The sequence below is a fragment of the Agrobacterium tumefaciens genome, from assembly GCF_005221385.1.
Lineage (GTDB): Bacteria > Pseudomonadota > Alphaproteobacteria > Rhizobiales > Rhizobiaceae > Agrobacterium > Agrobacterium tomkonis.
This window is the reverse complement of sequence record NZ_CP039903.1, coordinates 1,573,990-1,599,250: the sequence shown is the minus strand read 5'-3', so window position 1 is coordinate 1,599,250 and position 25,261 is coordinate 1,573,990. Positions and strand designations below refer to the sequence as shown.

Here is a 25,261-nt window from a genome sequence, read left to right as displayed (position 1 = left end):
GCCGACACCAGTGACATTGCCAGTCTCCGATGGCACCCTCATTGTGAACAGCATTGGGTAACGGTTGCGGTGCCACAGCAGACGGTTGTTCTCGCGGTCCCCTCGGCCACCCAGCGGTCACGCGGTTTGCAACTCGCAGGCCTCGGGACTAGCGAGATAGTGAGGACGCCGTCGGCCTCCACAGGTTCGTCGGCGCAGAATAGTTGCATAGGTTGGATGCCGTCGCTCACCTCGAAGGTCAGCTTGACGGAGCCGTCGAGACGGACGTGTTCGGAAACCTTGCTGATGATGGCCGAGAACTTCCCGGCCGTCATGTGGGTCCGCTCGCCGTCCTCGACGTCCCATAGCTGTACGAAGATTTCTGCCCAGGCTTCCGGATTGGCCCCGCAGTCGAGCGCGGAGAACTGGCCAGCTTTGACCTCGGTCACGTGATAGCCAAGTTTCACGGTTTTGCCATCGTACAGGAAGACCAATGGCAGGTCCGGTGTCTCTGCCGCTCTGCCGAGTAATTCCCCGAGCGAGATGTCGGTTTTGTCGAAATGGCTATTGTCGATCGTGCTCATTTGTGGATATCCTCGATTTCAACTATTCAAGGATTATTGAAATATGGATGATCGTCAAGCCCTCTCTTCGTTCGCCGCACTCGCACAGGAAACCCGTCTCTCCATCGTGAGGACCCTGGTCGTCGCCGGCCCTGAAGGTCTAGCCGCCGGCGCTATTGCCGAACGAATGGGAGTCTCGCCATCGAATGTCTCGTTCCACCTCAAAGAACTCGAGCGCTCCGGTCTCATCATCCAGCGCCGGGAGTCGCGTTCGATCCTCTACAGCGCAAGCTACGACACACTGGCCGACCTGGTGACGTTCCTGATGGAAGACTGCTGCGCGGGACATCCCGGCATTCGTGGGTCCGTCGAGCGATCCGCCAGTTGCTGTTCAAACGAAGCATAGGCTGTCAAGGAATACGTCATTGCATTCGACCAAGGTTCCAGCGGGCATCGTCTCCGCTCTCGGTGTCACGCAGATCATCGGCTACGGCACTCTCTACTATTCCTTCAGCATCCTCGCCCCCGGAATGGCCAAGGATTTCGGCATCAGCTTGGAGCGGGTCTTCGCCATCTTCTCGGTCTCGCTGCTCATCGGTGGCCTGTCTGCTCCGTTCATCGGCAGGCACATGGACGGGATCGGCGCTGCGACCGTGATGACGCTGGGATCGGCCCTTGCGGCGTTCACTCTGGCGCTGTGTGCATGGTCGCCGTCCGTATCGCTCTTCGCTCTTGCGATCGTCCTACTGGAGGTGTCCTCCGGGATGGTCCAGTATCAGGCAGCCTTTGCGACGCTCGTCGAAAGCGAACCCCGGACGGCGTCACGCAGCATCACCTATCTGACACTCATCGGCGGCTTTGCCTCCACCATTTTCTGGCCGATCTCGGCGACACTGTCCGGATACTTGTCCTGGCGGGAAATCTATCTGGTGTTCGCCGCTCTGAACCTTCTCGTCTGCATGCCACTGCACTACTGGATCAGGCGTGACGGAAGGCGTGGTTCCAAACTCGACGGGACAAGAACCCGCGAGGTCGTCGTCGGCGCTCTCGAACCCCAGGCGCGCCGCCGTGGCATGCTGCTGGTCTCTCTTGCCTTCTCGCTCTCGGGTTTCTCCCTGGCCGCGATCCTCGCCCATATGGTGCCTATGCTCGGCGCGATCGGACTCGGCAGTGCGGCGGTCGTGATCGGCTCCTTGTTCGGTCCGGCACAGGTCATGAGCCGTCTGATCAACATGGTCTTCGGCAAGAGCCTGTCGCCGCCTGCGTTGGCGATTGTCTCCGCGGCGCTCATGGTCGCGGGCGCGGTGATACTCGGGATGTCGGGTGACTGGTTGCCCGGCGCGGTGGCTTTCGCCATCTGTCTTGGCCTTGGATCAGGGATCAACAGCATCGCTCAGGGAAGCCTGCCGCTCTATCTCTTCGGGTCTGCCGGCTACGGCGCGATCACGGGCAAGATGGCGGCGGCAAGGTTGGCGACTGGCGCGGCCGCCCCGTTTGCGTTCGCAGCCGCCATGAACCACTTCGGGACAACCATTTCCCTTTTCGTCATCGCGGCGCTGGGTACGTTCGGAATCCTGGCGTTCGGCGCTGTCGCCACATCGGTGCGTCGCGAACGCGTTGCTGGATGACGGAGGAATGTTCGTAGGTCACCGGATCGCAGCTATTCCCGGCTCGCAATGATCTTGTTGCCGTCGATCGTTCATCTCTGGCGTCACAGCCGACGACGTTTCTCGTCAGATCAACTTGAGGTGGACCCGCTTTTCAAGTTTGGCCACATGCTCTTCCACCCGTTGTAGCGGTCAGTTAGGCATGCGGAAGAATCCCTCATCAGCAGGATGAACTTCACGAGTTCTTCGCGTAACGCGCCGATGGTTTCGTCAAATGCGCCGCGCTATGCCGGGAGTTGCCGCAGTGGCCACTTTTCGCCATTCCTAACCAGTTAGCTGTTTGGAAACTGGGGGATGCTATCGCCTCCTTGATTGTAAGGAGAAGAATAACATGCCCCGAATTATCTACCTCAACCAACGCGGATCGGGCTGCTTTGCACTGGAAGCAGACGATGGGGTAATTTGGCCCTATCCCTTTTTCTCTCAAAACCAGGTACTTGAGTTCCTGGAGCTTGACGAAACCGACCAAGTTCCCGTGGAATCGTTCAGCTGGATTCCTGCGCCTGGAGGGCCTCCAGGCTATAGGTTATTCGCCCGTCGATATTCCAGCGGCCATATGAGTGTTGTCGTCCTTGGGCCGTTCGGCATGCTGCCTGGCATTTACCCGTCCCCAGAAGCAGCCATCGGAGCTGCCGACGAAGACTATAGGATCAATAGCGAGGCAAAGCCCATAATTCAGAAAACCGCGTCGGCTTCGCTCACGTAGCCAGATTCAGCGCGGGGACGTCGGAATCCATAGTCTGGCGTACGTCAAGGAGGCCACTCATGATTAGTTGCCTGATGTGGGGATGTGAGAGTTTTAATTGACTACCGGAGCCATATATCCTCTCAGCCTCGGAGGCTGCTTCTGCTCGACTGAGTAGTGTACGATAGGTTTCTAATTGGTCTTGAGTCGCGGTAGTTATGATGGTCGCATGGTTACGATTTATCTGGGTGACCAGCGTCCGAACGTTGCCACATTCCTCGCTGAGGGCCATCGCCCTCAGCATAAAATCCACTGGATTACCCTGCGTATCGGTGAAATCGTGCATATCGCCCCCATATCCTCCTCTACAGGGTGACGTGCACGTTCCGTCGGCGCAACGGGTACATTCGCTTTGGTCCACGGAGTTGAGAAGCCGATAAACTTGGTCGTTCACCTGCTTACCAAGCTGGCAGGATCACCACATTCGCACGTTGCGCTCCTACGATAGAAGGGCTTCAGATGGACTTCAGGGCAACCCGCTTTTCAAGTTCGACCGCTTGCTCCTTCCGCTCGCTGTAGCGGTCCGTCAGATAGGCCGAGCCATCCCGCGTTAGCAGCGTGAACTTCACCAGCTCCTCGCAGACGTCGACAACGCGGTCGTAGTAGGACGACGGTTTCATCCGGCCGTCGGCGTCGAACTCCTGGTATGCCTTGGCGACCGACGACTGGTTCGGGATCGTGATCATCCGCATCCAGCGGCCGAGCACGCGCATCTGGTTCAGGGCGTTGAAGGACTGGCTGCCACCGGAGACCTCCATGATCGCCAGCGTCTTGCCTTGCGTCGGCCGGATCGATCCGAGCGACAGGGGAATCCAGTCGATCTGGGCCTTCATGATGCCCGTCATCGCCCCGTGGCGCTCGGGACTAACCCAGACCTGGCCTTCCGACCATTGCGACAGTTCGCGCAACTCCTGCACTTTCGGATGGCTGACCGGAGCCTCGTCGGGAAGCGGCAGTCCCCTCGGATCAAACATCCGCACCTCGCACCCCAACCGCTCGAGCAGACGTCTGGCTTCATGCGCGAGCAGCCGACTGTAGGACACCTCCCGGAGCGAGCCGTAGAGGATTAGGATACGCGGCTTGTGAGTCGAGAACGCTGGACGCAACGCGTCGAGGTCAGTTTGGCGAAGATGCCGCTCCTGCAAAGCGGGAAGGGTCTCAGACAATGCGCTTTCCCTCCTGGTCGAGGACCTGCTCGCCGTCTTCCTTGAAGAACGCTCCCTTGAAGGCATTCGGCAGGATGTCGAGTACGACCTCGGAGGGTCGTGCAAGTCTGGTGCCGAGCGGTGTCACGACGAACGGACGATTGATGAGGATAGGGTTCTTCAGCATGGCGTCGAGCAGCTCATTGTCCGTCAGTTCCAGATCGTCGAGACCCAATTCAGCGTAAGGCGTGTCCTTCTCACGGATCGCCTGCCGGACTGTCAGTCCAGCGTCGGAGATCATCCTTGCCAACTCGTCGCGGGACGGCGGCGTCTTGAGATACTCGATGACGGCCGGTTCGATCCCGGCTGCGCGGATCATCTCCAACGTGTTGCGGGACGTGCCGCAGGCGGGGTTGTGATAGATGGTGGCGTCCATTGTCATGTCCTTTCAGTGATGGTGTTCCGGGAGACAGCGGGAGCTGCCTCGTACCAGCCCTTGGTGCGGTTCACGGCCCAAACGACCGTGAGCATCACGGGGACCTCGATGAGTACGCCGACGACTGTCGCCAGCGCCGCGCCGGACTGGAAGCCGAACAGGCTGATGGCAGCCGCGACCGCGAGTTCGAAGAAGTTGCTAGCCCCGATCAATGCCGAAGGCCCGGCGACGCAATGGCGCTCCCCCGAAATCCGGTTCAGGAGATAGGCCAGCCCGGAGTTAAAGTAGACTTGGATCAGGATCGGGACGGCCAAGAGGGCAATAATTGTCGGCTGCGCAATGATCTGCTCACCCTGGAAGCCGAAGAGGAGAACGAGCGTCGCGAGCAGGGCGACAAGCGAAAGCGGCTGCAGCTTTGCCAGCATGGCGTCCAGAGCCTTCGTCGTGCCGTCGGCGGTCAACCGCCCTCTCAGGACCTGGGCGATGATGACCGGGACCACGATATAGAGGACGACCGACAGAACCAGCGTGCCCCACGGTACGGTGATCGCCGATAGCCCAAGCAGCAACCCGACGATCGGCGCGAAGGCGACGACCATGATCGCATCGTTGAGCGCGACCTGGGAGAGCGTGAACAGTGGCTCGCCGCGCGTCAGATTGCTCCAGACGAACACCATCGCGGTACAGGGGGCGGCCGCGAGGATGATCAGGCCAGCGATATAGGAGTCGATCTGGTCGGCCGGTAGATACGGACGGAAGAGCCATCCGATGAACAGCCATCCCAGCAGCGCCATGGAGAACGGTTTGATGGCCCAGTTGATGAACAGGGTTACACCGATGCCGCGCCAATACGTGCCCACCTGCACCAGCGAGCGGAAATCGATCTTGATGAGCATCGGGATGATCATCAGCCAGATCAGGATGGCGACGGGCAGGTTCACCTTCGCGACCTCAGCCGCACCAATGATCTGGAATACATCGGGCATCAGATGGCCGAGGGCGACGCCAACGACGATGCAGAGGAACACCCAGATGGTCAGATAGCGTTCGAAGGTGGACATCTCATTCGGCCTTTGCGGACTTGGCGGAAGCGCCTTCGAGCGAACCGATCCGGCGGACGTGCTGCTCGAGCGCCAGGCGATCGATGGAAGCCAGAGGCAGATTGATGAAGGCCATGATGCGGTTCTTGAGGAAGCGCGCGGCCTGTGCAAACGCCCGCTGGATTTCGACTTCGGAACCCTCGACGGCTGCGGGGTCTTCGACACCCCAATGTGCAGTCATCGGATGTCCGATCCAGACGGGGCAAGCCTCGCCGTGCGCGTTGTCACAGACGGTAAAGATGAAGTCCATTTCGGGCGCGCCCGGCTGTGCGAAAACGTCCCAGCTCTTCGACGAGAAGCCAGTCGCCGGATAGCCGAGGACGTCCAGTTCCTTCAGGGCATGTGGATTGACTTCGCCCTTGGGCTGGCTGCCTGCGGAAAACGCCTGGAAGCGTCCGCCGCCCTCCTTGTTGAGGATGGATTCGGCGAGAATAGAACGTGCGGAGTTGCCCGTGCACAAGAAGAGCACGTTGTAAGCCTTGTCGGTCATGGTCGTTTTCCGTGGTTAGGTCGAAGGTCTGTCGAGTTTCATAATCGTGGCCGATGCCGGGCAAATGCCCGAGAGCTGACGGGTTGCTAGAACGGCGGCTGGCACGTCGGAGCGCTGTACCACTACGAAGCCAAGGTTTTCGAAGAACTGAGCAGCCGTCGTCGTAGCGAGGAAGACTGCCGAGCTTACATTGGCGGACCTCAGCGTCTCCTTGGTCAGCGCTTTTCCAAGTGCCTTGCCGCGATGCTCAGGCAAGATGACTATCGATCTGAGAAGCACGTCGCCGCCGCACGCCTCTATGCCGGCATAACCAACCGTGCCGCCATCGGAAGTAACCGCCCTGAAAAACGAGCACTCAGCGTCTTCGAGGTCTTCCGTTGGAAGACCGGAAGCTGACAACGCTAGCGTCAGTCCAGCATCGCCTCCCAGGACTGGTTCGAGTCTAATATCATTCATGATACTTGCACCCCGGGAGTGCAACAGGGCGTGAGTTCGGCGATCAGCGGCGCGCAGAGTTCGGCAGAGCCGCCGCAGCAATCTTTCAAAAGGAAGAGAGTCAGATTACGTAGCCCCTCCAGATCGGCTCGATAGATGATCGAGCGGCTTTGCCTCTCATTTGTCACGAGGCCCGCTCGCGTCAGTGTGGCGAGATGAGCGGACATGGTATTCTGCGGAATGTCGAGAAGTCGTGCGAGTTCGCCAGCCGGTACGCCATCTGGCTCATGCCTGACAAGGAGCCGGAATGTATCCATCCTGGTGGATTGTGCGAGGGCAGCGAGCGCCATAATTGCTGAATCTTTTTCCATATATCGACAATGCTGGATATATGGATTTTTGTCAACGCCTTTAAACTGCGACCTTCTGAAGTGCTTTCGTCTTATATTTTCGCCTAAGTCATTGCTGGAAGTTGACATTATCAAATCTGTTCTCTAATTGTTCACGCATGAAAAATCTTACCCGCCTCATACGAATAGGTTGATCTCCGCCCGCCGTGACATTCGCGGCGACGAGCAACTGTGTTTTGTTGAGGTTTTAGAAAATGGGTATCGCACAGCGCGCGAAGTCGCTCCGCGCAAGCCGTCATTCCGCTTCCATCCGTACGCTCTATCCAATGGCCACCGTTAAATGCGATGGCCCCCCAGTCTTCCGATCACAGGCGGCGCGTGATGCTGCCTGCCTGTTTGACGTCAACCCATCAATCACGTCATGGCACTGCATGCCACTCTCGCTCGATTACGGTGGTGGCGTCCACGTCCCTGATTTTGGTATTCTCGACGATGATGGCGGGCGCTTGTTAGTCGATGCGTCCGACAGGGTGATGCTGGTCGACGTAGGCAGGATTGAGGCCGCAGCCCAAAACTATGGCGTCAGATATCGACGTCTGATCACCGATGAAGTCTACGATGGCCCGCGTCTTCAGAATGCCAAAGACCTGCTTCGGTATGGCGGTACGGTTCTAGCGCTCGGTGACCGTTTGCGGTTACTCGCCGTCTTGGAAGAGCACGGCAATCTGACGATCGCCGAATGCCTGACAGTTTTTACCGAAACCAAGCCGGTTGCCGGACTGTCCCAGATGATCTTGCGCGGTTTCATCGAAGTCGATCTCGATACGGAATTACTCGGACCCGAGACAATGGTGCGGCGGATACGGACCTGACCGCCCGTAATCGTCATCATCATTCCCAGTGTTCCGAGGCATACATGCAGTCTTATAGCGATAACCTGATCGCCAATCGCGATCCGTTCCATAGCTCGAAGTACGAGCTTACCCTGCCGACCCATCTAGCCATCATCGCAATGTCGAGATCGATCCGCCAGTTCCTGAAAAGGCGATCGTCGTTCGTCGTGGCTTTCGTCATGCCGCCGAAGGCAGACATCCATGCCCACAAGATGGCCGCCAAATGGTTGCTTGAGGGGACTGTGCCGGTTGGTGGCGAACAAGGCAACAACTACGTTCTCTTCATCGGCGAAGAGACTGAACTTGCCGACGATTTCCAGGCGTTCAGAAAACTTCGAGAACTCAAGCGGGCGATCATTCTTCTTCAAGACGAGGAGCTTCTGTCTGACGAGGTTCGCATCGTTGCTGATATCGTGGTCTCTTTGCCCCTGCCGGCTCCGAACGATTATCGGATCGCGGCGCAGCGGATGAGGCTCGGGACTATCACGAATGCCGATGCCGATTTTTTGGCGAAGCAATCTCCCAGACGGGTCGAACTCGGTTGGCGGCGCGGACGATCCGTGGCCGTGAGCATCGGGCGTCTCCGTCGGTATCCTCATATCGAGAAAGGAAAGGGGCCCTCTGAACCCTTGTCGACTGGGCCGGGCCTGCAAGACCTATCCGGATACGGCGAGGCTAAAACATGGGGCCTCGAACTCACCGAGGACTTGGCGGCATGGAAGGCGGGAGTTCTCACCTGGGATGATGTCGATTGCGGCGTCCTGCTTTCCGGCCCTCCGGGGTCGGGTAAGACATCTTACGCGGCTGCGTTGGCGAGGACCTGCGACGTACCGCTCGTATTAGGTTCCGCAGCCCGTTGGCAGGCGACGGGCCACCTCGGCGATATGCTGAAGGCAATGCGCAAGGCGTTTGCCGAGGCTGCGCGGCAGGCACCGTCGATCCTCCTGATTGATGAATTCGACAGTTTCACTAGCCGCGACGACAGAACCGGCAGTAGCAACGACAACTACCATCGTCAGGTCATCAACGCCCTTCTGGAACTTTTGGACGGTGCACAGTCACACGAAGGCGTCATCGTGATCGGTGCGACGAACCACGCGGAGATTATCGATCCAGCACTTCTTCGGGCAGGACGCCTGGAGCGCCATTTCTCCATTCCTCTCCCGGATGACACAGCGCGCCATGACATCTACCGTTTCTATCTCCGGGGAGACCTTGCCGACGAAGCTCTGGACGACGTGGTGTCGGCAAGTGACGGCTGGTCTGGTGCCGACATCGAACGGTGTGTTCGTGATGCCCGACGCCATGCGAGAAGAGCAAAACGCTCGATGTTGCTCAGTGATCTCGCCACTGCCATGCCACCAGTCATCCCAGTTCCAATGGCCTTACAGCGCTGTGTCGCTGCCCACGAACTCGGACACGCCATTCTCGGGGTTTTGCTCGAGGCCGATCCGTTGGTGTCGGTTTCGATTCACAGAAGCATTCAAGTCGGCCGGTCCTCGCAATCTCTGGGCCACACGGAATTCGAAGAGCGGCTGTTCAGTCGGAAGACTTTGACGCACCTCCGAAACAAGATTGCTACATTGCTTGGCGGTATCGCCGCAGAAGAGCTGCTATTCGGCGAATTTGGGAATGGAGCCGGTGGCGATCCCTCCGCAGACCTCAATCGCGCGACAGACTTGGCAACAATGTTAGAAATTAAGTGGGGTCTTGGAACAACGCTGTCCGTCGAACCTGGCGACAGTCCACGTGAATTGTCGGCATTTCGTCACCGCCGCAAGGCTCTCAGCAAATCAGTCGAGGCGACATTGCAGGCGGAGTTTCGGCGGGCGAAATCCCTACTCGAAGAACATAGGGATGCCCTTCTCGATCTTCATGCCGGTCTTTTGCGGGAGGGCAGTTTGGCCGCCGCGGTGGTCAGAGCCGCCGTAGAAAGGAGCGAGAGCTTCGGTCTACCTCATAAAGCCAAAACCGCTGGATACGAACTCGGGCAATGAAGGCGGCGTCATTCCATAATCGTCGTCGGGTATCACAGCGTGGCATGGAACGTACCATTGAACGTCAACGGGGTGAAAAACACCCGGTAACGGGAAGTACCTGTCGATCAGGATGAAATCTTTCACGTTGAACGACGCGATCGGCATCTGATGGGTGATAGACAGAGCCGCGAAGAGTAGATCGTGTCCGATCTTATCCTTCTTCTGCTCTGGACTTGGCACATATAGATGTCGGAGGGGGCCGACGGTGGTCATTTCTGCATAGAGATTGGCGGCTTTGGCTGTGAGTTCGGCGAACTGGAAGTCCACGGAGAGGATGTCATCAATCCAGTTGTGGAGTCGTTGCGCTTTTTGTGGATCGTGTTTCAAGGCCAGATGGGCACCCCGCCTCAACTCTGCTATAGCGGGAAACGAGATGGCGAGTGAATCTGCTCCCATTGCTTTCATCCAGGCACGCAACCCTGGCGGAGGTCGTTGCAAACCGGCATTGCTCAGGATGTTCGTATCCAGCAAAAAAATGGGGCCTGCCATTTCGAAACCCTCGGACATAAACGGAATCACCAAAGGTCGTAACCGGCATGTGCCGGTTTTCCGTAAACGTCGAAGTATAGAAGTCGTAATTCGAAAATTGGAGAGACGGTGACGATGTCACGAACCTGGACGATCGATGAAGCATCTGCCGACCTGCCGAGCCTTCTGGAAGCGGCACGCACGTCGTCGCAATACATCATTGTCCCCGATGGCAAGTTCGAGGTGTTGTTCAGGCAAACAGGGCGAAAATCCCTAGACGATATCTTGGAAAAGGAAGGGCCTCTGAAGCCGGGAGACATCGATGGACTATAGAGAACGCTGCTGCGAAAGACATCAGTTAAACCTCATTCTCTGAAATTGTACCCGCCGAACTTGGTTGCATGCAAACATACGGTGAATAACCTCTACGTTGCACCTAAAAAGAGAATGGTGTGATTGACGGCCCGCGTTCATAGCCACAATCTCTCAGGATCAGGGTGAGGGAATCATGTGGGCAGACAGTGAAAGCAAAGTAGACTACCTGAATTACTCCGAAGTCTCCGAGATGATCTGCGACTTGGTGTCCGATGATAGCATGTTGCCTATTTCACTCGGCGTCTACGGCACTTGGGGCGTTGGCAAGTCAAGTATCCTCCAACTGATCGGGGCACAGCTCAAAGCAGACCACTGCAATCTTGTCGTTCCGTTCGATGCTTGGCTGTACCAAGACTTCGAAGAGGCAAAGTCCGCCCTCATGACCGTCATCGCGAAGTCCATCTACGAAGCAGCCCCGGAGTCGTTGAAGGAGAAGGCAGCAGGCTTTTACCGCCGCGTGAACAAGCTCAAGGTCCTCGGGATGGCAGCCGACGTTGGTGCGTTGTTTGCTGGTGTCCCGACATTAGGACTGTTCACAAAAGCCGCGGGTTCTGCGGAGGAGATGTGGGAAGGAACCGCCGATGAGGACGATGTCGCAACGGTAAAGGATGCTGCCAAAGAGGTCGAGAAGAAGGCCTCAGGTCTTTTGAAGCCCAGAGAGAAGCGCAATGCTCCCGAGGAGATCGTCGCCTTCCGAAACGAATTTAGCGAACTGCTAGGAAAGCTTGAGCGACGTCTTGTCGTCTTCGTGGACAACTTAGATCGATGCCTTCCGCCGAACGCGATCGCGACGCTTGAGGCGATGCGCCTTTTCCTGTTCATGCCAAACACTGCGTTTATCGTTGCGGCCGACGAGGACATGATCCGCTTGGCGGTCGAAAAGCATTTTAAAGACCCCGGCAGCCAGCATATCACTGACTATCTCGATAAGCTGATTCAAATCCCGTTGCGCGTTCCGAAGTTGGGTTTGCAGGAAGTTCGTGCCTATCTGTTCATGCTGGCGGCAGCGCGATCGGAGGTAGCTCCCGAAAAGGTCGAAGCTCTGAGGGCGTTTTTAATAAACAAGCTTCGTCGCAGTTGGTCCGATGAGCCGCCTTTTGACGTCAATCAGGCCGCCGAGGAGCTTGGTATCGCGACGAGCCATGGACTTCGAGGCACGCTGGAGACCATGGATAGGTTGGCGGGTCTCCTTGCCCACTCGAAACAGGTGAACGGCAATCCCCGTATCGTGAAGCGACTGCTTAACGTTGTTCGCATGAGAGTCTTGGTTGCACACCGCCGCGACATACCGTTGGATGAATCCATCATCGCTAAGCTCGCCCTCTTCGAAAGATGCACGGACGAGAGCGCCATTCGCGGGCTGAACGCCCTGATCAGCGCCGCTCCAGATGGAAAAGCTCCGACATTCATCGAACTTGAAGCCTTGGGAGATGCGCTGCCCCCGGAGAAGCTACCGAAAGAGTGGCAGAAGTATCCAGAGTTCGTATCGGATTGGCTCAAACTCCATCCTCCCCTTGGTGGCATAGACCTTCGGCCGGCAGTCTATCTTTCAAAGGAAACTATGCCTGTCAAAATGTCCTCGCAACGGATCAGCGCGAAGACTTTGAGAGGGATCGAGGTACTCCTGAAGACCGCGACGGTGAGTTCTGCGGCATCCAAAGCGGCACTCGAAGAGATCGACCGAGCAGAGATCGGTGACGCAATGGACGAAATGATCGCAACGATGAAAAGGAACCCGGACTGGACCAAGGTCCGCAACGACTTCCGCGGTGCTTCGTTGCTCGCCAAGTGTGACTCTATAGCTCATCAGAAGCTGGTCAGTTTCACAGCAACGCTGCCCAGGCAACCAGTGTGGATGAAGACCATGATGAAAGACGGCGCTAACGCGGGCTTGGGGAGTGATGAATAGTGGGGACGTCAGCATCTTCGAAAGGGTCCGGCTCGAACCAGCCGATGGTGCCAGCGTGGGCTGACGACCAGCCCGGCGCACCCATTCCTCCTGCACCTCCTAAACGCTTCCAGGCGTTCAGGACATCGTTCGGAAAGTACCTGAAGGGTGGTGAATCCGGCGATCTCCGTAGATCGCTTGGACATTACGCTAGGACATCGACCGGCGGCAGCGGCGTGGGGCCAAGGCGCTTCGGCTCCGTATATACGACAGGCGGCCAGCTTTACGACGTCCTGAATTCTTTGGGCGGCGATGGTGTAGCGGCGGCAGAAAAAGGCCTGTCGCGAGCGTCGCTCGAAGGACAGGCTCTTGACGTCGTATGCCAGCGGCTTGCGGAAGCTCTTGCGCCTGAAAACGGTGATAACGATCGGATTCGCGCGGCGATCGACGAGGCCATGTTGGAAGTTCTTGGCGAGGGCGAGTTCGACCCGGGCCAGTTGGACGCCGAGGCCATAAACCGCATCCTCGGCGAGTATCTCTCTCAATCGGTCTTCCAGGAGATCGTGGAGGAGGTCGGTGGATCATGGGCAAACGCTCCCGATGAACAGCGGACACCTGAAGCGGAGGCCGAATTGCTCGAAGTAATCCGCGTGGTGGTTGACAAAAACTTAGGACCCCGACTGGAAGGGGCGAAAGACATGACGCAAGCGGACGTCCATCGCTTTATGCGCGAGGCCGTCACCGAGGTCTGGCGGGAATGGGAGAGCTACGATGAATAAACTCGTTTTCCACGTCGACGATACCCAGATTCCCGCTATGGATAAGGATGGCACGAAGCAAGTCTTTCTCTATGGCAAGCGCCCTGTGCGGCTGGGAACTGGTTCGATCGGCGGGAGTCTGGAGGTGGCCGTCGCACGGCTCGCTGTTCCTGTCGACATCAAGGCGTTCGACTTCCTGTCCATCGCGCTCGCCGTAGTTGCGGCGGATACCTTCGTCAGCCGTGAAATCTTCTCAGCGAACGGTTGGACGCGCGAGTTCCTCTTGGAAATACCCCTCGCGCGTCCCGATGCGTGGCAGGCCGTGGTGACTGACCTTGAGCATGCCCTGAATTTTCTCAGCGGGGATCGCTGGACGCTGTCGTTTAGGGACGGTGGGATAGAGCCCCCATCCAAGAGGGAGATTTTTAGGCTAAGAAAGCACGTAGCAATCGGATCGGCAGATTGCACCTGCCTGTTCTCGGGCGGGCTTGACAGCCTCCTCGGTGCTCGCCGTCTCGCCGACGAAGGGCGGACGCCGTTGCTAGTAAGCCACTCCTACAGAGGCGATCAAAGTTACCAGGACTACCTTGCGCCGCGTCTTGGAAAGATGCTTCCCCGGTTCGCCGCGAACGCAAATCCCGTGTTCAGCGGCCAGAACACAAACGACACCAGCATGCGGACGCGAAGTCTTGGGTTCCTAGCCTACGGCATCGTGGCTGCCAACGCAGTCTTGGCGAAAAAACCATCTGCCGGAGTAGTCGATTTGTTCGTGCCCGAGAATGGCTTCATCGCCTTAAATGCACCGCTCACGCGTCGTCGTGTCGGCTCGCATAGCACACGGACGACACATCCGAACTTCCTTTCGCAAATCCAGACTGTTCTCGACAAAGTCGGCATTCCAGTCCGCCTGCAAAACCGATATCGGCACATGACTAAGGGAGAAATGCTTTGCGAGATGCTGCCTAATGACGAGGTCGCCCGCGCCTCCGTATCCACGGTCTCTTGCGGAAAGTGGAAGCGTAAGAGCAAACAATGCGGGCACTGCGTTCCTTGCCTGATTAGGCGTGCGGCCTTTGCCAAAGCCGGCGTCACAGATACCACGCCCTATCAGTTCCCTGATTTGGGAAAACTATGGGATCGGCCTGACATCCGCGATGATGTAATGGCCATGCTCGTGGCGACAGCCCGCGACGAGCGCAGCCTCAAACAGCGTGCTATCGCGAGTGGACCCTTGCCGTTCGATCCGATAGAACGCGAAAATTGGTTCGGCGTCCACAAACGAGGTCTTGAGGAGGTCGCAGCCTATCTCAAGACTCAAGGGTTCGGGACGTGATCGACTTCCATTGCCATGTAGACCTGTTTCCGATGCCTGAGCGTGTCGCCGATGAGATTGAACGTTCAGGAACTTACGTGCTGTCCGTGACGAACACTCCCAAGGCGTTTCCAAGGACGGCGCAACTCGCGAAGGGACGGAAGCGGATCAGAACGGCTCTAGGTCTTCATCCGCAGCTGGTGTCCGAACGCCACGGGGAACTCGGTTTATTCCGACGGCTGCTCGGCGAGACACGTTATGTCGGTGAGATTGGGATTGACGGCGGTGACGAACATGCGCAGCACCTCAAGCTGCAAAAGGAAGTTTTCGACGAAATTCTCCATGCATGCGCGAATATCGGAGGTCGTGTGATGTCGATCCACAGCAGACATGCAAGTGGGGAAGTAATTGAAGCCTTGGGAAAACGGCGTGATGCTGGTGTTGCCATCCTTCACTGGTTCTCAGGGCCTTTGACGCACGCCGACAGAGCCGTCGATATTGGGGCTTGGTTCTCGGTGGGCCTGCCAATGTTAAAGAGTAGGAGGGCGGCTGCTTTCATTAATAGGATTCCAAGGGACAGGATTCTGACCGAAACAGACGCTCCGTTTGTTTCGACCCCAGGAGATCATTATCCCACGGGCGCAGTAACCGAGACGCTGATAGCATTATCGAGGCTGTGGGATTGCGACGAAACTGAGACATGTCGCCAACTGCAGGCTAATCTCAGGAGACTTGGCGGTAACGCTGAATCGTTAAAACTTGGGACGGCTTGAGCTAGATCGCCTGCGGCAAAGACTCTTTGTAAATCCTGTGAGCCCGTTACCCAGAGCTGATTGTCGGCTACAGCCAGCATGGAGAAGGCGTCACTAGCGAGAAAGGGTCCGAACGCATCAACTGTCAAGATCACGTGTTTGCGACGGCGCTCCAGCTCCCATCAACGGCTGGCCATCTACGCGAGCAGCCCGCGCGCAATAACAGGCTCCAGCTCCGTTTATAAGGAAGACGAACCAAGACGCACCAGCCGCGAGGACCATCCTGCTTCGGCCAGCATCAAAATGCGGTCCGTATCTGCACACTTTCCTCACCCTGAAAGTCAACGTGCAAACGAAAAGATGAAGGCATATCCGAGCGTGTGGCCGCGTGGCTTGACGGCCACGTTCGGAACTGTTGATTTCTGACGAACAGATTCGGCAGGGTGGCATGTCCAACCAGGTAATAGAAACCAGCCACGGGTCTATCGCTTTTATCGATACGGCAGGGACAGGTATCCCTGTGGTGATGATCCACGCAAACTCCGTTTGCAAGGAGTCGTTCGAACCACAGATTTCGGCGTTGGTAGGCCTACGACGTGTCATAGCATTCGATCTTCCCGGACATGGTGCCTCTGGAAATGCAGTCGACCCTAGACGTACCTACAGCATTCCCGGTTACGCGGACGCACTGCTTGAAGCTTTGAAAGACTTGAGCGTCGATAGGTTTGTCGCCGTCGGACACTCGTTAGGTGGCCATGTCGTCCTCGAAATGCTTGCAAGAGAGGCCTCTGTCGACGGCGCTTTGATTTTCGGTACCCCGCCAATCGCGAACAACCTTGATGGGCTGCAAGCCGGATTTAAGCCGACCCCGGAGATGGCATATACGGGGAGCGCAATCTTGACCGAGCAGCAAATCGGCATGGTTGTCGAGCTCGCTTTGGGGCGCGGCGCATCTGATGATCAATTCTTTCTTGGTGCCGTTCGCCGAACAGATGGCCTAGCTCGCCAATATATGATCGAAGCTGCCGTTGCCGGGGAGGGCAGCAATCAGCGGCACACGGCTGAGACGTCGACGATCCCTCTTGCGATCATAAACGGTGAGGACGATGCAGTCGTCAATTTAGACTACATCGACAGCCTCCATTTTGCGAACGTTTGGGGCGGAAAGCCGATCCGTATCCAGAATGCCGGTCATGCCCCACATTGGGAGCAGACCCAGAAATTCAATGAGGTGCTACTGCACTTTGACAGCTTTCTGAAAGGGCGAGGTCAAGGTCTTTAGCCTTGCCTCGCCACCTGTCCATAACTGACCGCGCGATCCTGATCCGGTGCGGAAATGGTAAAAACAGGCCACGCAAGAGGAAAATGCGCGCGTCGCGGGGAACCCGCCGCCGCCGATGCGCCAACCGAAATTAGGTGCTAAAGGTGGGGAAAACCGGAAATGCCCAAATCAAACGCCGCGAGTTGCCCCAACCAGTCAGCACAGGGACAAACCAAACCCGCGAAATCAAGTCGGAAAAATATGGATAGGGAAATATCTAATTTATTGGTTTTTGGCGACCCCTGCAGGACTCGAACCTGCGACCTACTGCTTAGAAGGCAGTTGCTCTATCCAGTTGAGCTAAGGGGCCGTCACACCGGGCAATCGATGCTCCGGCAAAAACTTTGGTCGTCGTGTTTCAGTGCGTCCAGGGCTGGGTGCGGTTGAAACGGAAATTGTCGGTGTAGGAAACCACCTTGCGGGTCGCTTCCTTCGGCAGAATGACGCGGTATTCGATGCCCTTGCGCTGTGCATAGGCTTCGGCCTGTTCCTGCGTCTCGAATGTCAGCTTGACCTGCTGCTTCATGTCGGAACTGGAGGTGTAGCCCATGATCGGGTCGATCTTGCGCGGAACTTCGGCGTCGAATTCCAGAACCCAGACATTGGTCTTCGCCGTGCCGGATTGCATGGCGGTTTTTGCAGGGCGGTAAATCTTCGCAGACATGTCGAAACTGCTCCGGTTGGGCGGCGGGGCATGGCACCCCGGATTATTCTTCACGTACCTGAATAGAATAACCAAATCGTGTCAGGAACGTTGAATTTGGAATGGACTGACTTCCCGTGAGAGTCAAGATGATTATCCCCTCGCTTTCCCCTGGCGATCTTCCCACGTCAGCACCGCGCTCTGTTGATCGAGACAATGGCTGAACAAAGATGAATTTCCCTGTTGCGGACTTCAGGTGAACCGTGTATTCCCCAGCCATCGCCTCGGCGGAGTGTAGCGCAGTCTGGTAGCGCATCTGGTTTGGGACCAGAGGGTCGGGAGTTCGAATCTCTCCACTCCGACCATTTTAAAGCAAAACATCAGCTTTACGGCGTAACCCCTTCAAATAAGCGTCTGTTCATTCTGTGGATGGCCCGGCCAATGTGCTTTCGGCCGTGCCGATTGTCATGACATTGCCGCGCCAGGCCACTGCGCTGCCGATCCAGCTGCGGGCCCAGACGACGGGCATGATCATATCCCGGGCGATCATGGCAGGCAGCGTATGGAGGGATAGCGGCCAGCGGTTGAGGGCTGCGAGCAGCAGTTCCGGGACATACATGATGGCAAGCACGGCAAAAGCGGTGATGGCGAGGTTCATGTCCATCATCGCAGCGGCAGCGAGCGCAAGGAGGAGCGGGGGAAGCGCGCCGGTCAGGATTTCCGGTGCGAAATATTGCGGGAAGGTCACACGCCTCAGTCGCGCCCAGCGGGTCTGGCGCGACCAGATTTCACTGGGGTGGCGCTGGCCGAGCGGCTGTTCGAAAGGCGGCGAGACCAGATGCACCTTGCGGCCGGCGTTTCGGACCAGTTTGGTCGAGGCGGCGTCTTCGGCGATTTCGGCGGCGAGTGCCCGGATGCCGCCGTGGTCTTCCAGGAAGGGCTTGTTCCACAACATCGACTTGCCCTGTGCGAAACCGATGCCGATCGCTTCCGCGGCATATTGCCAACGGCCCTGCGAACCGTTGAGGAAGGCGCATTCCACATGCGCCCAGAAGCCCGCCGGACGTGAGCCGAGGGGCGGCGAGCAGACCAGCCCGCTATCCGGCCGCCAGGCCGACATCATGGTCGCAATATAGGATTTCGGCATCAGCACGTTCGAATCGGCAAGGATGACCCATTCATGCCGGGCGGCGCGCCAGCCCTTGACGCAATTGTTCAGCTTCGGATTGGCGCTGATACGGTCGTCGCCGAGGAGCACCTGCGCCGGGATCGCCGGGAAGGCGGCGCTCGTCCGGCGCACCTCGTCAATCACCGGATCGAATTCATCGGCAACGCAGAACAGCAATTCATAATCCGGCCAGTCGAGTTCAAATGCCCGCGACAGCGTCAGCGACGTGAAGTTTTCCACGCCGCGCAGGGGCACCACGATCGAGACAGGCGGCTTTTGTCGCACAAGCGCGTTTTCCGTGTCGCGCCGCCTCAGGCGCCAGCCGGCGAGAACAATGCCGAGAAGATTGAAGGCAAGCAGCAGAATTGCGCAAAGGGCAAAGACAGTTTCCATGCTGGCCAGTTCCACTCCCTAGCTTCCGGCGGTTCACCCCGCCAACCGATTCCATGGAATTCGTCTTTGCCGATTATAACGTTTAGGTGACAGTTACATGTCATCATCGGCAGTGCGGGCAGGCTATGTGGTGCGGGAAACGGCGCTCAAGCATCTGGCGTGCCGCAAAGAAAAGCCCTTCGCGGAGAAGGGCCCAATCGTCACCATGGCATGAACTTTAGTGGATGTTCAGAATATGTGCGTGACTGCTTGCGACGAGAAACGATTCCCGGGCTTTTTCGATGTCGCACCTGCCGGCGATCGCATCGAGGCAGTTTCTGCGGGCTTCTTCATATTCCGGCCCATGTTCTTCCGGCCAGCGGTACATCAGCATGTCCAGCGCCACCAGCGGGCTGTAGATTTCCACGGCTACGCACAGCGGCAGGTGGATGGCAACGGGCTTCATCCACGAGGCATGGTGACACGGCTCCGTTCTGTTAATCAGCATGTCATTCCTCCCTGTTTTCCGCGCCTTCATGGCGGTTTTCATTCCCATGCGCGTAATGCCCGCCTCACGAAATGGTTCCCGATCACCTAAAATGTGATCGATTGGGGGGTTCCAATTTTCCAAGATGAATGGAAGATGAATGGAATGATGAACCGGAGATGAACAAAACCGCTACTGGCGCGTTGTAATGTCCATAAGAAGGAGAACCCACATGTTCAATTTGTCAGGCATTCAGGAAAGCTTCTTCGGAGACCGCATGGCGGGTGTTTGCCAGGCGATCACCTCGGCTCTGGCCTTCGAATCAGGTCTCGAAAAGTCGCGTATTTCGGCAAGCGTTGAAAACGACGTGATCTATCTGGAAGGCACGGCTGATTCGGTCGAAGCGATCGATATTGCCATCAACCTTGCCGCTTCGATCTCCAATTGCCGGATTCTGAGCCATATCGAGCCGGTTTACTGAGCATTGCACCAGCCGGGCGAAACATCGTCCGGCACTATTCAGATGCAATAACGCGGCAACATTATTTCCGGTTGCCGATTTGCCCACTGCGGACAACATCGCCCGGCTTGATGCCATAACGTTTTGCGGTGCCGCCATTCAGTTCAAGCACAAATTTAACCGGACCACGGGAGCTGATGATCGCTTCCGAATGCGGAACTGCGTTTTCGTGAATATGGGTGATACGCCCGTCGCGGGCGATGAACAGCATGTCGAGCGGGATGAGCGTGTTGCGCATCCACATGGCCACGTCGCGTTCCTGGCCGAAATCGAACAACATGCCGCTTTCAAGCGGCATGGCTTTGCGGAACATCAGCCCCTGTTCGCGCTGGGCATTGCTAAGGGCCAGCTCCGCCGTGAAATCGTGGTTTTTTCCTGAGGCGGTTTCGATCGTCAGTGGCTCGGACGTGAAGGTCTGTTGCTGAGCCTGAACAATGCCTGCGAGCGAGAAAAAAAGAAGCGCCATAACGGCGCTCTTCATTATTTTAGGCAACAGGCCGGCCATCAGTGCGACATCCCGACTGAGACCGGGTTGTCGGGGTGAATTTCAGCCGCCATCAAACCCTTGTCGCCATCGCCGAAACGCACCAGCACCACCTGGCCCGGGCGCAGTTCCGTCAGGCCGAAACGACGCAGCGTTTCCATATGCACAAAAATGTCTTCCGTTCCTTCGCCACGCGTCAGGAAGCCGAAACCCTTGGTGCGGTTGAACCACTTGACGATGGCGCGCTCCAGCCCGCTTGAGGGTGTGACCTGCACATGGGTGCGCACCGGCGGCAGCTGCGAGGGGTGAACGGCGGTCGATTGATCCATCGACAGGATGCGAAAAGCCTGGAAGCCGCGGTCACGACGCTGGATGAGGGCGACGATGCGGGTGCCTTCGAGAATGGTCTGGTATCCGTCCCGGCGCAGGCAGGAGACGTGCAGCAGCACATCCTGCGTGCCGTTATCGGGCACGATGAAGCCGAAACCCTTGGCGACGTCGAACCATTTCACGACGCCGGTAATTTCGGTCAGGTCCACGGCATCGCCCGAAAGGTCCTCGACATCGACTATCGTTTTCGATGACATCCTATCAGCCATATCCTGCCAACCCCTCGATTACGCGCCATACACCGGTCAACTGATTCCTGTGTACCAGATTAACATCTTGGTAACGGTTCCACGCAAGCCCTAGTTTTTGATTTGCGCAGCTGCTTTTATGTCGCCGTCCTTGTCCGGGGCTTGCGATCATGCGTTTAACGGCTCCGGACCCGTGTATTGGAGAGGAAGAAAATGCGGTATCTGCACACAATGGTTCGTGTCAAAGACCTTGGCGAATCAATGAAATTCTATTGCGACCTCATGGGTCTCGAGGAAATACGCCGAATCGAAAACGAAAAAGGCCGATTCACTCTGGTTTTTCTTGCTGCGCGTGATGACATTGCTGTGGCCAGGGAAAAAAAGGCGCCGAGCCTCGAACTCACGTATAATTGGGATACCGAGGATTACACCGGCGGCCGCAATTTCGGCCATCTGGCTTACGAGGTCGACAATATCTACGACTTCTGCGCCAGGCTCCAGCAGAATGGCATCGTGATCAACCGGCCGCCGCGTGATGGGCACATGGCCTTCGTCCGTTCGCCTGACGGTATTTCTTTCGAGATTCTGCAGAAGGGCGAAAGCCTCGCACCAGCCGAACCGTGGATATCTATGCAGAATACCGGTTCCTGGTAAGGGATTTTCCCGGCCAACAGCGGCGTTTTCGGGCGCTCTTGCCTTATCCTGATGGGATGAGGCATATTCCGCGAATCAAAACGGCCCGTTCCGTTTTGGGAAAGCACACGATTCCGTTCCCGTGCTGCTGTTGGAAATGCAAGATACGGAGGCCACTCATGAAAACTGTCGAGGGCGCGAAAGGACGCGTTTCCTGTCAGCGTCTCGTTATTGCGGTTTCGTTGCTCGGGCTTTCCGGCTGTGTTTCGGCGGTGACGGATGATGAGATGGCCGCCAATACCAAGAAGCCGGAAATTGCCGCGCAACAACCGTCGCAGACGGCCGCAGCGGCCGTCGCCGCGACTGCGGCTGGCGCTCGGCCGGGGCATTATGTGGACCCTGCCGTTGCATCGGCGTCCGGTGGCGCCGTGCCGGCTCAGCCGCAGGCGCCGGGTGGCCCGGCGCAGGGTTATGGTGCCGCCGCCGATATTGGCGGGCTGACGACGCAGCCAACAGCAATTTCCGCCGGCACATCCAGCATCTATTCCACCGCCCGTGCGGCAACCCCTTCCGTAGCGGCAGACGGTTCCGTCGCCGCCCCATCGCAGAAGATCATTCCCGCCGTCAGCAGCGTTTATTCAGCGCCGGCGCAGCCGCAACTCCAGCCGCAGCCTGTTTCCGCGCCAGTTCCGGTGCCGGAACAGCACAGCGAAAACCGCCAGCCTGTTCCCACACCCGCGCCGCAACAGCTTGCAGCCGCCGCCGCTGCGCAACCCGCGACAAACGTGGTGCCCGCAGGTGAGAAACAGGAAGCAGGTGAGAAACAGGAAAGCGAAGGCACAGGCGTAACGCTTGCGGCATTTTTCGCCGGAGCCGCCAAAAAACGGCTGCCGAAAATGATCGAGAATGGTACCGCTGCAAATACCGAGGTTGCGGCGCTATCGGGCGCAACGGACCGAACGATGGGTATTGCGCTTTCGGGTCGCTCGATGATGTCTGAGGAATTCGACGATGCGCATCTCGAAGATGAGGATGACGAACCGACCGGCCTCATGAAGCTGGCGTCGCTTTCCGGCCTGACCCGTGTTTCCCCGAACGGTCTTTTCCTGCAGACGGATCGCGTCGAGGTTGGCTGCTTCAAGCCGGAACTGGTCCGCATGATCAAGGACATCGAGCGGCATTATAACAGCCCGGCGATCGTCACTTCGGGCTATCGTCCGCCAAAGGGCGTGAGGCAGGGTTCCAAGCACTATACCTGCGATGCCGCCGATATTCAGATCAAGGGCGTCTCCAAATGGGAGCTTGCCACCTATCTGCGTTCCCTGCCTGAACGCGGTGGCGTCGGCACCTATTGCCACACCGAATCGGTTCATTTGGACACGGGCGAGCCGAGAGACTGGAACTGGCGCTGCCGTCGCACAGCCGCGCGCAAGTAAAAACCAGCGGCCCCATGTGTTTCGGGTCTGAAACCGCCTGCTGCCGCAAATCCCTGTATTCCACCTGACGAGATCGCGCCTTCTGGGTGTCCGAATGGACGTCGCACGCGCCTTGCTGTAGGAGACGGTCTCCCGTCTTCATGCGCATGGTGTGTTCTGAATGCTGCCGATTTCCACTTTCCCCATCTACATCATTTCCATTGCCCGGGCGCGTGCGCGGCTTGAGAAGATGCTGGAGGGCGCTGCCGGCCTCGGGCTGGATCTGCGCCCGGTGGAAGGCGTCGACGGCAAGACTGTTCCACCCGCCAAATGGACGGATTTCGACCGGCGCGGTTTCGAGCAACGCAACGGCCGCCATGCGCTCGCCGGTGAATATGGCTGCTATGCCAGCCATATAAAGGCACTGGAGATATTCCTTGCCACCGATGCGCCGGTGGCGGTGATCGTTGAGGACGACGTCGCCTTCACCCCCGAGTTTTTGGAACGGGTCAAGGCAACGGTTGCGGTAATGCCGGAAAATGCAATCGTCAAACTGACCAACCACCGCCGCAGCGGTTTCAAGGGCCGGAAAACCAGCGCGCTTGGCGATACACTTGGGCGCTGCATCTACGGTCCGCAGGGATCATCCGCCTGCTACATCATCTCGCGGGGCGGGGCGGCGCGTTTTCTCAAAACGGCAAGGGTGATGACGCTGCCTTTCGACCGCGCCCTGGAATGCGGCTGGGGCTACGGCACTGAGGTTTATGTAACCGATAAGGATTTCCTGCCGTTCGGCGACCCGGACACGCTGGTCGGCACCCGGGCCGAATATCGCGGCAGCAAGTTCGCCCGTATTAAACGGATTCCGGCCTATCTCTCCAGCTTCTATGACAATGTTGCGCGGTATGTGTATGCGTATCGCTAGCGCGGTTGTCATGGCTGTTTGCGCGCAGGCTGCATGATCGGGTTTTGCCGCAGAGGCTGAATTGGAAACGAACGGTGGGGCGAGCGCGGTTACTTCTGCGCCGTGAAACGGCTGGCGGAGATTTCCAAGTCACGACGGCGCTTGGCTATCGGTATCGACAAACTCTTGTAAATTATTGGGAAAATAAATCTGAGGTGGTGAGAGCGCAGGGATTCGAACCCTGGACCTACTGATTAAAAGTCAGTTGCTCTACCGGCTGAGCTACGCTCTCCCATGTCGGGGCTGATTTGCCCTTCGGAAGTGCGCGGAACATATGTAGAGCGATCCGTTCGGTCAACCCAAAAAAAGCGCTTTCGACAATCAATCTGGTTTTTTTTGTCGCACCCCCAAAAAGGTGATTGGAGAGAGGGGGCGGCTGGGGATAAAACCGGCTTCAGGCGTGTCGCGCAAACGGGTGAAATCGTTTTGCAGCAATGACATGCGCGAAAATGAAGCGTGAAGTGCCCGCGAATCTTCAAAATCGTGGCGGCTTTGCGGGATGCGGAGTTCTTCTTGTCGATTGCCGATATTTCCCTGTTCACCGCGCTCCTGGCCGGCGCTCTTTCGTTTCTGTCGCCCTGTGTGCTGCCGCTGGTGCCGCCCTATCTCTGTTATATGGCGGGTGTTTCCGTCGAGCAGTTCAAGACGGAGGAGACCGCGCCGCGGCCGGAGATTCGCAGAGCCGTGATGTTTTCGGCTTTCTTCTTCACCCTCGGTTTCGCCACTGTTTTCGTGGCGCTGGGGGCAGGCGCCTCGACGATCGGCACGTTGCTGCGGCAGAATATCGATATTCTCGCCAAGATCGGCGGTTTCATCATTATCCTCATGGGCCTGAATTTTCTCGGCGTTTTCCGTATCGGCCTGTTTTCGCGTGAGGCGCGGTTTCAGGGGGCGGGCAAACCCGCCACGCTTTCCGGGGCTTATGTCATGGGCCTTGCCTTCGCTTTTGGCTGGACGCCCTGCATCGGCCCGGTTCTGGGCGCCATTCTCGGCGTTGCCGCCGCGCGTGACACGGTGGGTGACGGTGCAATGCTGCTTGCCGTCTATTCACTCGGTCTTGCGGTGCCGTTCTGGATTGCGGCAGCTTTTTCCGGCTCCTTCATGCGTTTCCTTGCGCGTTTCCGCCGCCATCTCGGTCTTGTAGAAAAGGTGATGGGTGTGCTTCTGGTGCTGACCGGTATCGCTTTCATGTCCGGTTTTATCACCAATGTGGCGATCTGGTTCCAGGAGACCTTTCCGATCCTGATGAAAATCGGTTAAGCCTCCCGCGGAGATTATAGG

General features: G+C 57.6%; 29 protein-coding genes and 3 tRNA genes. 17 read left to right on the top strand and 15 right to left on the bottom strand.

The window, feature by feature from the left end:
• Nucleotides 1–38 precede the first annotated feature (38 nt).
• Nucleotides 39–563, bottom strand: coding sequence for a DUF6428 family protein (locus CFBP6623_RS08005; RefSeq protein WP_080842008.1), 525 nt, complete (start codon nucleotides 561–563; stop codon nucleotides 39–41).
• A 43-nt stretch (nucleotides 564–606) separates the two neighbouring features.
• Here CFBP6623_RS08005 and CFBP6623_RS08000 point away from each other — a divergent pair, with 43 nt between their 5' ends.
• The 3 genes from CFBP6623_RS08000 (at nucleotide 607) to CFBP6623_RS27015 (ending at nucleotide 2,915) form a co-directional block, all read left to right on the top strand.
• On the top strand, nucleotides 607–948 hold the full coding sequence (locus CFBP6623_RS08000; RefSeq protein WP_080842009.1) for an ArsR/SmtB family transcription factor: 342 nt from the start codon (nucleotides 607–609) through the stop codon (nucleotides 946–948).
• Between the two features lie 19 nt (nucleotides 949–967).
• Nucleotides 968–2,170 carry an arsenite efflux MFS transporter ArsK gene (arsK, locus tag CFBP6623_RS07995; RefSeq protein ID WP_080842010.1) on the top strand — a complete coding sequence of 401 codons (1,203 nt, stop codon included), beginning with the start codon at nucleotides 968–970 and terminating at the stop codon, nucleotides 2,168–2,170.
• Between the two features lie 370 nt (nucleotides 2,171–2,540).
• On the top strand, nucleotides 2,541–2,915 hold the full coding sequence (locus tag CFBP6623_RS27015; protein ID WP_080842011.1) for a hypothetical protein: 375 nt from the start codon (nucleotides 2,541–2,543) through the stop codon (nucleotides 2,913–2,915).
• A 494-nt stretch (nucleotides 2,916–3,409) separates the two neighbouring features.
• On the opposite strand, the gene arsH is transcribed toward CFBP6623_RS27015, so the two are convergent.
• The 6 genes from arsH to CFBP6623_RS07960 are packed head-to-tail and all read right to left on the bottom strand — an operon-like array spanning nucleotide 3,410 to nucleotide 6,931.
• Nucleotides 3,410–4,186 (bottom strand): arsenical resistance protein ArsH, encoded by a 777-nt coding sequence (gene arsH / locus CFBP6623_RS07985; RefSeq protein WP_232370403.1) that lies wholly within the window; start codon nucleotides 4,184–4,186, stop codon nucleotides 3,410–3,412.
• Nucleotides 4,113–4,535, bottom strand: coding sequence for an arsenate reductase (glutaredoxin) (gene arsC / locus CFBP6623_RS07980; RefSeq protein WP_080842012.1), 423 nt, complete (start codon nucleotides 4,533–4,535; stop codon nucleotides 4,113–4,115). The genes arsH and arsC overlap by 74 nt, the downstream gene beginning before the upstream one ends.
• 2 nt (nucleotides 4,536–4,537) lie before the next feature.
• Nucleotides 4,538–5,596 (bottom strand): ACR3 family arsenite efflux transporter, encoded by a 1,059-nt coding sequence (gene arsB / locus CFBP6623_RS07975; protein ID WP_080842013.1) that lies wholly within the window; start codon nucleotides 5,594–5,596, stop codon nucleotides 4,538–4,540.
• A 1-nt stretch (nucleotide 5,597) separates the two neighbouring features.
• The gene (locus CFBP6623_RS07970; RefSeq protein WP_080842014.1) at nucleotides 5,598–6,125 is read right to left on the bottom strand and encodes an arsenate reductase ArsC; all 528 of its coding nucleotides are present in this window, start codon (nucleotides 6,123–6,125) and stop codon (nucleotides 5,598–5,600) included.
• A 15-nt stretch (nucleotides 6,126–6,140) separates the two neighbouring features.
• A complete protein-coding gene (arsN2, locus tag CFBP6623_RS07965; protein ID WP_080842015.1) occupies nucleotides 6,141–6,581 on the bottom strand; it encodes an arsenic resistance N-acetyltransferase ArsN2 in 441 nt (146 codons plus the stop codon).
• Entirely contained in the window at nucleotides 6,578–6,931 is a 354-nt protein-coding gene (locus tag CFBP6623_RS07960) for an ArsR/SmtB family transcription factor (RefSeq protein WP_080834784.1), read from the bottom strand. The genes arsN2 and CFBP6623_RS07960 overlap by 4 nt, the downstream gene beginning before the upstream one ends.
• A gap of 233 nt (nucleotides 6,932–7,164) precedes the next feature.
• Here CFBP6623_RS07960 and CFBP6623_RS07955 point away from each other — a divergent pair, with 233 nt between their 5' ends.
• The gene (locus CFBP6623_RS07955) at nucleotides 7,165–7,782 is read left to right on the top strand and encodes a hypothetical protein (protein ID WP_080842016.1); all 618 of its coding nucleotides are present in this window, start codon (nucleotides 7,165–7,167) and stop codon (nucleotides 7,780–7,782) included.
• A gap of 44 nt (nucleotides 7,783–7,826) precedes the next feature.
• On the top strand, nucleotides 7,827–9,800 hold the full coding sequence (locus CFBP6623_RS07950; RefSeq protein ID WP_080842017.1) for an AAA family ATPase: 1,974 nt from the start codon (nucleotides 7,827–7,829) through the stop codon (nucleotides 9,798–9,800).
• Here the strand turns inward: CFBP6623_RS07950 and CFBP6623_RS07945 are convergent.
• Complete coding sequence (locus CFBP6623_RS07945) at nucleotides 9,756–10,331, bottom strand: type II toxin-antitoxin system VapC family toxin (protein WP_137002519.1); 576 nt, start codon at nucleotides 10,329–10,331, stop codon at nucleotides 9,756–9,758. The two genes, CFBP6623_RS07950 and CFBP6623_RS07945, sit on opposite strands and share 45 nt — an antisense overlap.
• Nucleotides 10,332–10,439: 108 nt before the next feature.
• Between CFBP6623_RS07945 and CFBP6623_RS07940 the strand changes: the two genes are divergently transcribed.
• The 6 genes from CFBP6623_RS07940 (at nucleotide 10,440) to CFBP6623_RS07915 (ending at nucleotide 16,677) form a co-directional block, all read left to right on the top strand.
• The gene (locus CFBP6623_RS07940; RefSeq protein WP_137002518.1) at nucleotides 10,440–10,643 is read left to right on the top strand and encodes a hypothetical protein; all 204 of its coding nucleotides are present in this window, start codon (nucleotides 10,440–10,442) and stop codon (nucleotides 10,641–10,643) included.
• A gap of 175 nt (nucleotides 10,644–10,818) precedes the next feature.
• Nucleotides 10,819–12,594, top strand: a complete 1,776-nt coding sequence (locus tag CFBP6623_RS07935; protein WP_080842020.1) for a KAP family P-loop NTPase fold protein — start codon at nucleotides 10,819–10,821, stop codon at nucleotides 12,592–12,594.
• Between the two features lie 44 nt (nucleotides 12,595–12,638).
• A complete protein-coding gene (locus CFBP6623_RS07930) occupies nucleotides 12,639–13,352 on the top strand; it encodes a hypothetical protein (RefSeq protein ID WP_232370404.1) in 714 nt (237 codons plus the stop codon).
• Nucleotides 13,345–14,664 carry a Qat anti-phage system QueC-like protein QatC gene (gene qatC / locus CFBP6623_RS07925; RefSeq protein WP_080842022.1) on the top strand — a complete coding sequence of 440 codons (1,320 nt, stop codon included), beginning with the start codon at nucleotides 13,345–13,347 and terminating at the stop codon, nucleotides 14,662–14,664. Before CFBP6623_RS07930 ends, qatC begins: the two co-directional genes overlap by 8 nt.
• On the top strand, nucleotides 14,661–15,416 hold the full coding sequence (gene qatD, locus CFBP6623_RS07920; RefSeq protein WP_080842023.1) for a Qat anti-phage system TatD family nuclease QatD: 756 nt from the start codon (nucleotides 14,661–14,663) through the stop codon (nucleotides 15,414–15,416). Before qatC ends, qatD begins: the two co-directional genes overlap by 4 nt.
• A gap of 427 nt (nucleotides 15,417–15,843) precedes the next feature.
• Nucleotides 15,844–16,677, top strand: a complete 834-nt coding sequence (locus tag CFBP6623_RS07915) for an alpha/beta fold hydrolase (RefSeq protein ID WP_080842024.1) — start codon at nucleotides 15,844–15,846, stop codon at nucleotides 16,675–16,677.
• A 272-nt stretch (nucleotides 16,678–16,949) separates the two neighbouring features.
• Here CFBP6623_RS07915 and CFBP6623_RS07910 read toward each other — a convergent pair.
• Nucleotides 16,950–17,026: transfer RNA gene (locus CFBP6623_RS07910), tRNA-Arg, on the bottom strand.
• A gap of 48 nt (nucleotides 17,027–17,074) precedes the next feature.
• Nucleotides 17,075–17,380: an ETC complex I subunit gene (locus tag CFBP6623_RS07905; RefSeq protein ID WP_010971882.1), complete on the bottom strand. Its 306-nt coding sequence runs from the start codon at nucleotides 17,378–17,380 to the stop codon at nucleotides 17,075–17,077.
• Between the two features lie 267 nt (nucleotides 17,381–17,647).
• Here CFBP6623_RS07905 and CFBP6623_RS07900 point away from each other — a divergent pair.
• Nucleotides 17,648–17,724: transfer RNA gene (locus CFBP6623_RS07900), tRNA-Pro, on the top strand.
• A gap of 53 nt (nucleotides 17,725–17,777) precedes the next feature.
• On the opposite strand, the gene CFBP6623_RS07895 is transcribed toward CFBP6623_RS07900, so the two are convergent.
• Nucleotides 17,778–18,920 carry a ceramide glucosyltransferase gene (locus CFBP6623_RS07895; RefSeq protein WP_046798450.1) on the bottom strand — a complete coding sequence of 381 codons (1,143 nt, stop codon included), beginning with the start codon at nucleotides 18,918–18,920 and terminating at the stop codon, nucleotides 17,778–17,780.
• Nucleotides 18,921–19,137: 217 nt separating this feature from the next.
• Nucleotides 19,138–19,407 (bottom strand): DUF982 domain-containing protein, encoded by a 270-nt coding sequence (locus tag CFBP6623_RS07890; RefSeq protein ID WP_035224285.1) that lies wholly within the window; start codon nucleotides 19,405–19,407, stop codon nucleotides 19,138–19,140.
• 211 nt (nucleotides 19,408–19,618) lie between these two features.
• On the opposite strand from CFBP6623_RS07890, the gene CFBP6623_RS07885 reads away from it, so the two are divergent.
• A complete protein-coding gene (locus tag CFBP6623_RS07885; protein ID WP_046798257.1) occupies nucleotides 19,619–19,867 on the top strand; it encodes a BON domain-containing protein in 249 nt (82 codons plus the stop codon).
• Between the two features lie 61 nt (nucleotides 19,868–19,928).
• On the opposite strand, the gene CFBP6623_RS07880 is transcribed toward CFBP6623_RS07885, so the two are convergent.
• Nucleotides 19,929–20,411 carry a DUF192 domain-containing protein gene (locus CFBP6623_RS07880; RefSeq protein WP_046798258.1) on the bottom strand — a complete coding sequence of 161 codons (483 nt, stop codon included), beginning with the start codon at nucleotides 20,409–20,411 and terminating at the stop codon, nucleotides 19,929–19,931.
• Nucleotides 20,411–20,989: a cold-shock protein gene (locus tag CFBP6623_RS07875; RefSeq protein WP_046798259.1), complete on the bottom strand. Its 579-nt coding sequence runs from the start codon at nucleotides 20,987–20,989 to the stop codon at nucleotides 20,411–20,413. Before CFBP6623_RS07875 ends, CFBP6623_RS07880 begins: the two co-directional genes overlap by 1 nt.
• A 192-nt stretch (nucleotides 20,990–21,181) precedes the next feature.
• On the opposite strand from CFBP6623_RS07875, the gene CFBP6623_RS07870 reads away from it, so the two are divergent.
• The 3 genes from CFBP6623_RS07870 to CFBP6623_RS07860 all read left to right on the top strand — a co-directional run bounded on the left by CFBP6623_RS07870 (nucleotide 21,182) and on the right by CFBP6623_RS07860 (nucleotide 23,941).
• The gene (locus CFBP6623_RS07870; RefSeq protein WP_046798260.1) at nucleotides 21,182–21,622 is read left to right on the top strand and encodes a VOC family protein; all 441 of its coding nucleotides are present in this window, start codon (nucleotides 21,182–21,184) and stop codon (nucleotides 21,620–21,622) included.
• 158 nt (nucleotides 21,623–21,780) lie between these two features.
• Nucleotides 21,781–23,037, top strand: a complete 1,257-nt coding sequence (locus CFBP6623_RS07865) for a YcbK family protein (RefSeq protein ID WP_046798261.1) — start codon at nucleotides 21,781–21,783, stop codon at nucleotides 23,035–23,037.
• Nucleotides 23,038–23,197: 160 nt separating this feature from the next.
• Nucleotides 23,198–23,941: a glycosyltransferase family 25 protein gene (locus CFBP6623_RS07860; RefSeq protein ID WP_046798262.1), complete on the top strand. Its 744-nt coding sequence runs from the start codon at nucleotides 23,198–23,200 to the stop codon at nucleotides 23,939–23,941.
• Nucleotides 23,942–24,136: 195 nt separating this feature from the next.
• Here the strand turns inward: CFBP6623_RS07860 and CFBP6623_RS07855 are convergent.
• Nucleotides 24,137–24,212 (bottom strand) — tRNA-Lys (locus CFBP6623_RS07855).
• Nucleotides 24,213–24,493: 281 nt separating this feature from the next.
• Between CFBP6623_RS07855 and CFBP6623_RS07850 the strand changes: the two genes are divergently transcribed.
• Nucleotides 24,494–25,240, top strand: a complete 747-nt coding sequence (locus tag CFBP6623_RS07850; RefSeq protein ID WP_062653921.1) for a cytochrome c biogenesis CcdA family protein — start codon at nucleotides 24,494–24,496, stop codon at nucleotides 25,238–25,240.
• Nucleotides 25,241–25,261 lie beyond the last annotated feature (21 nt).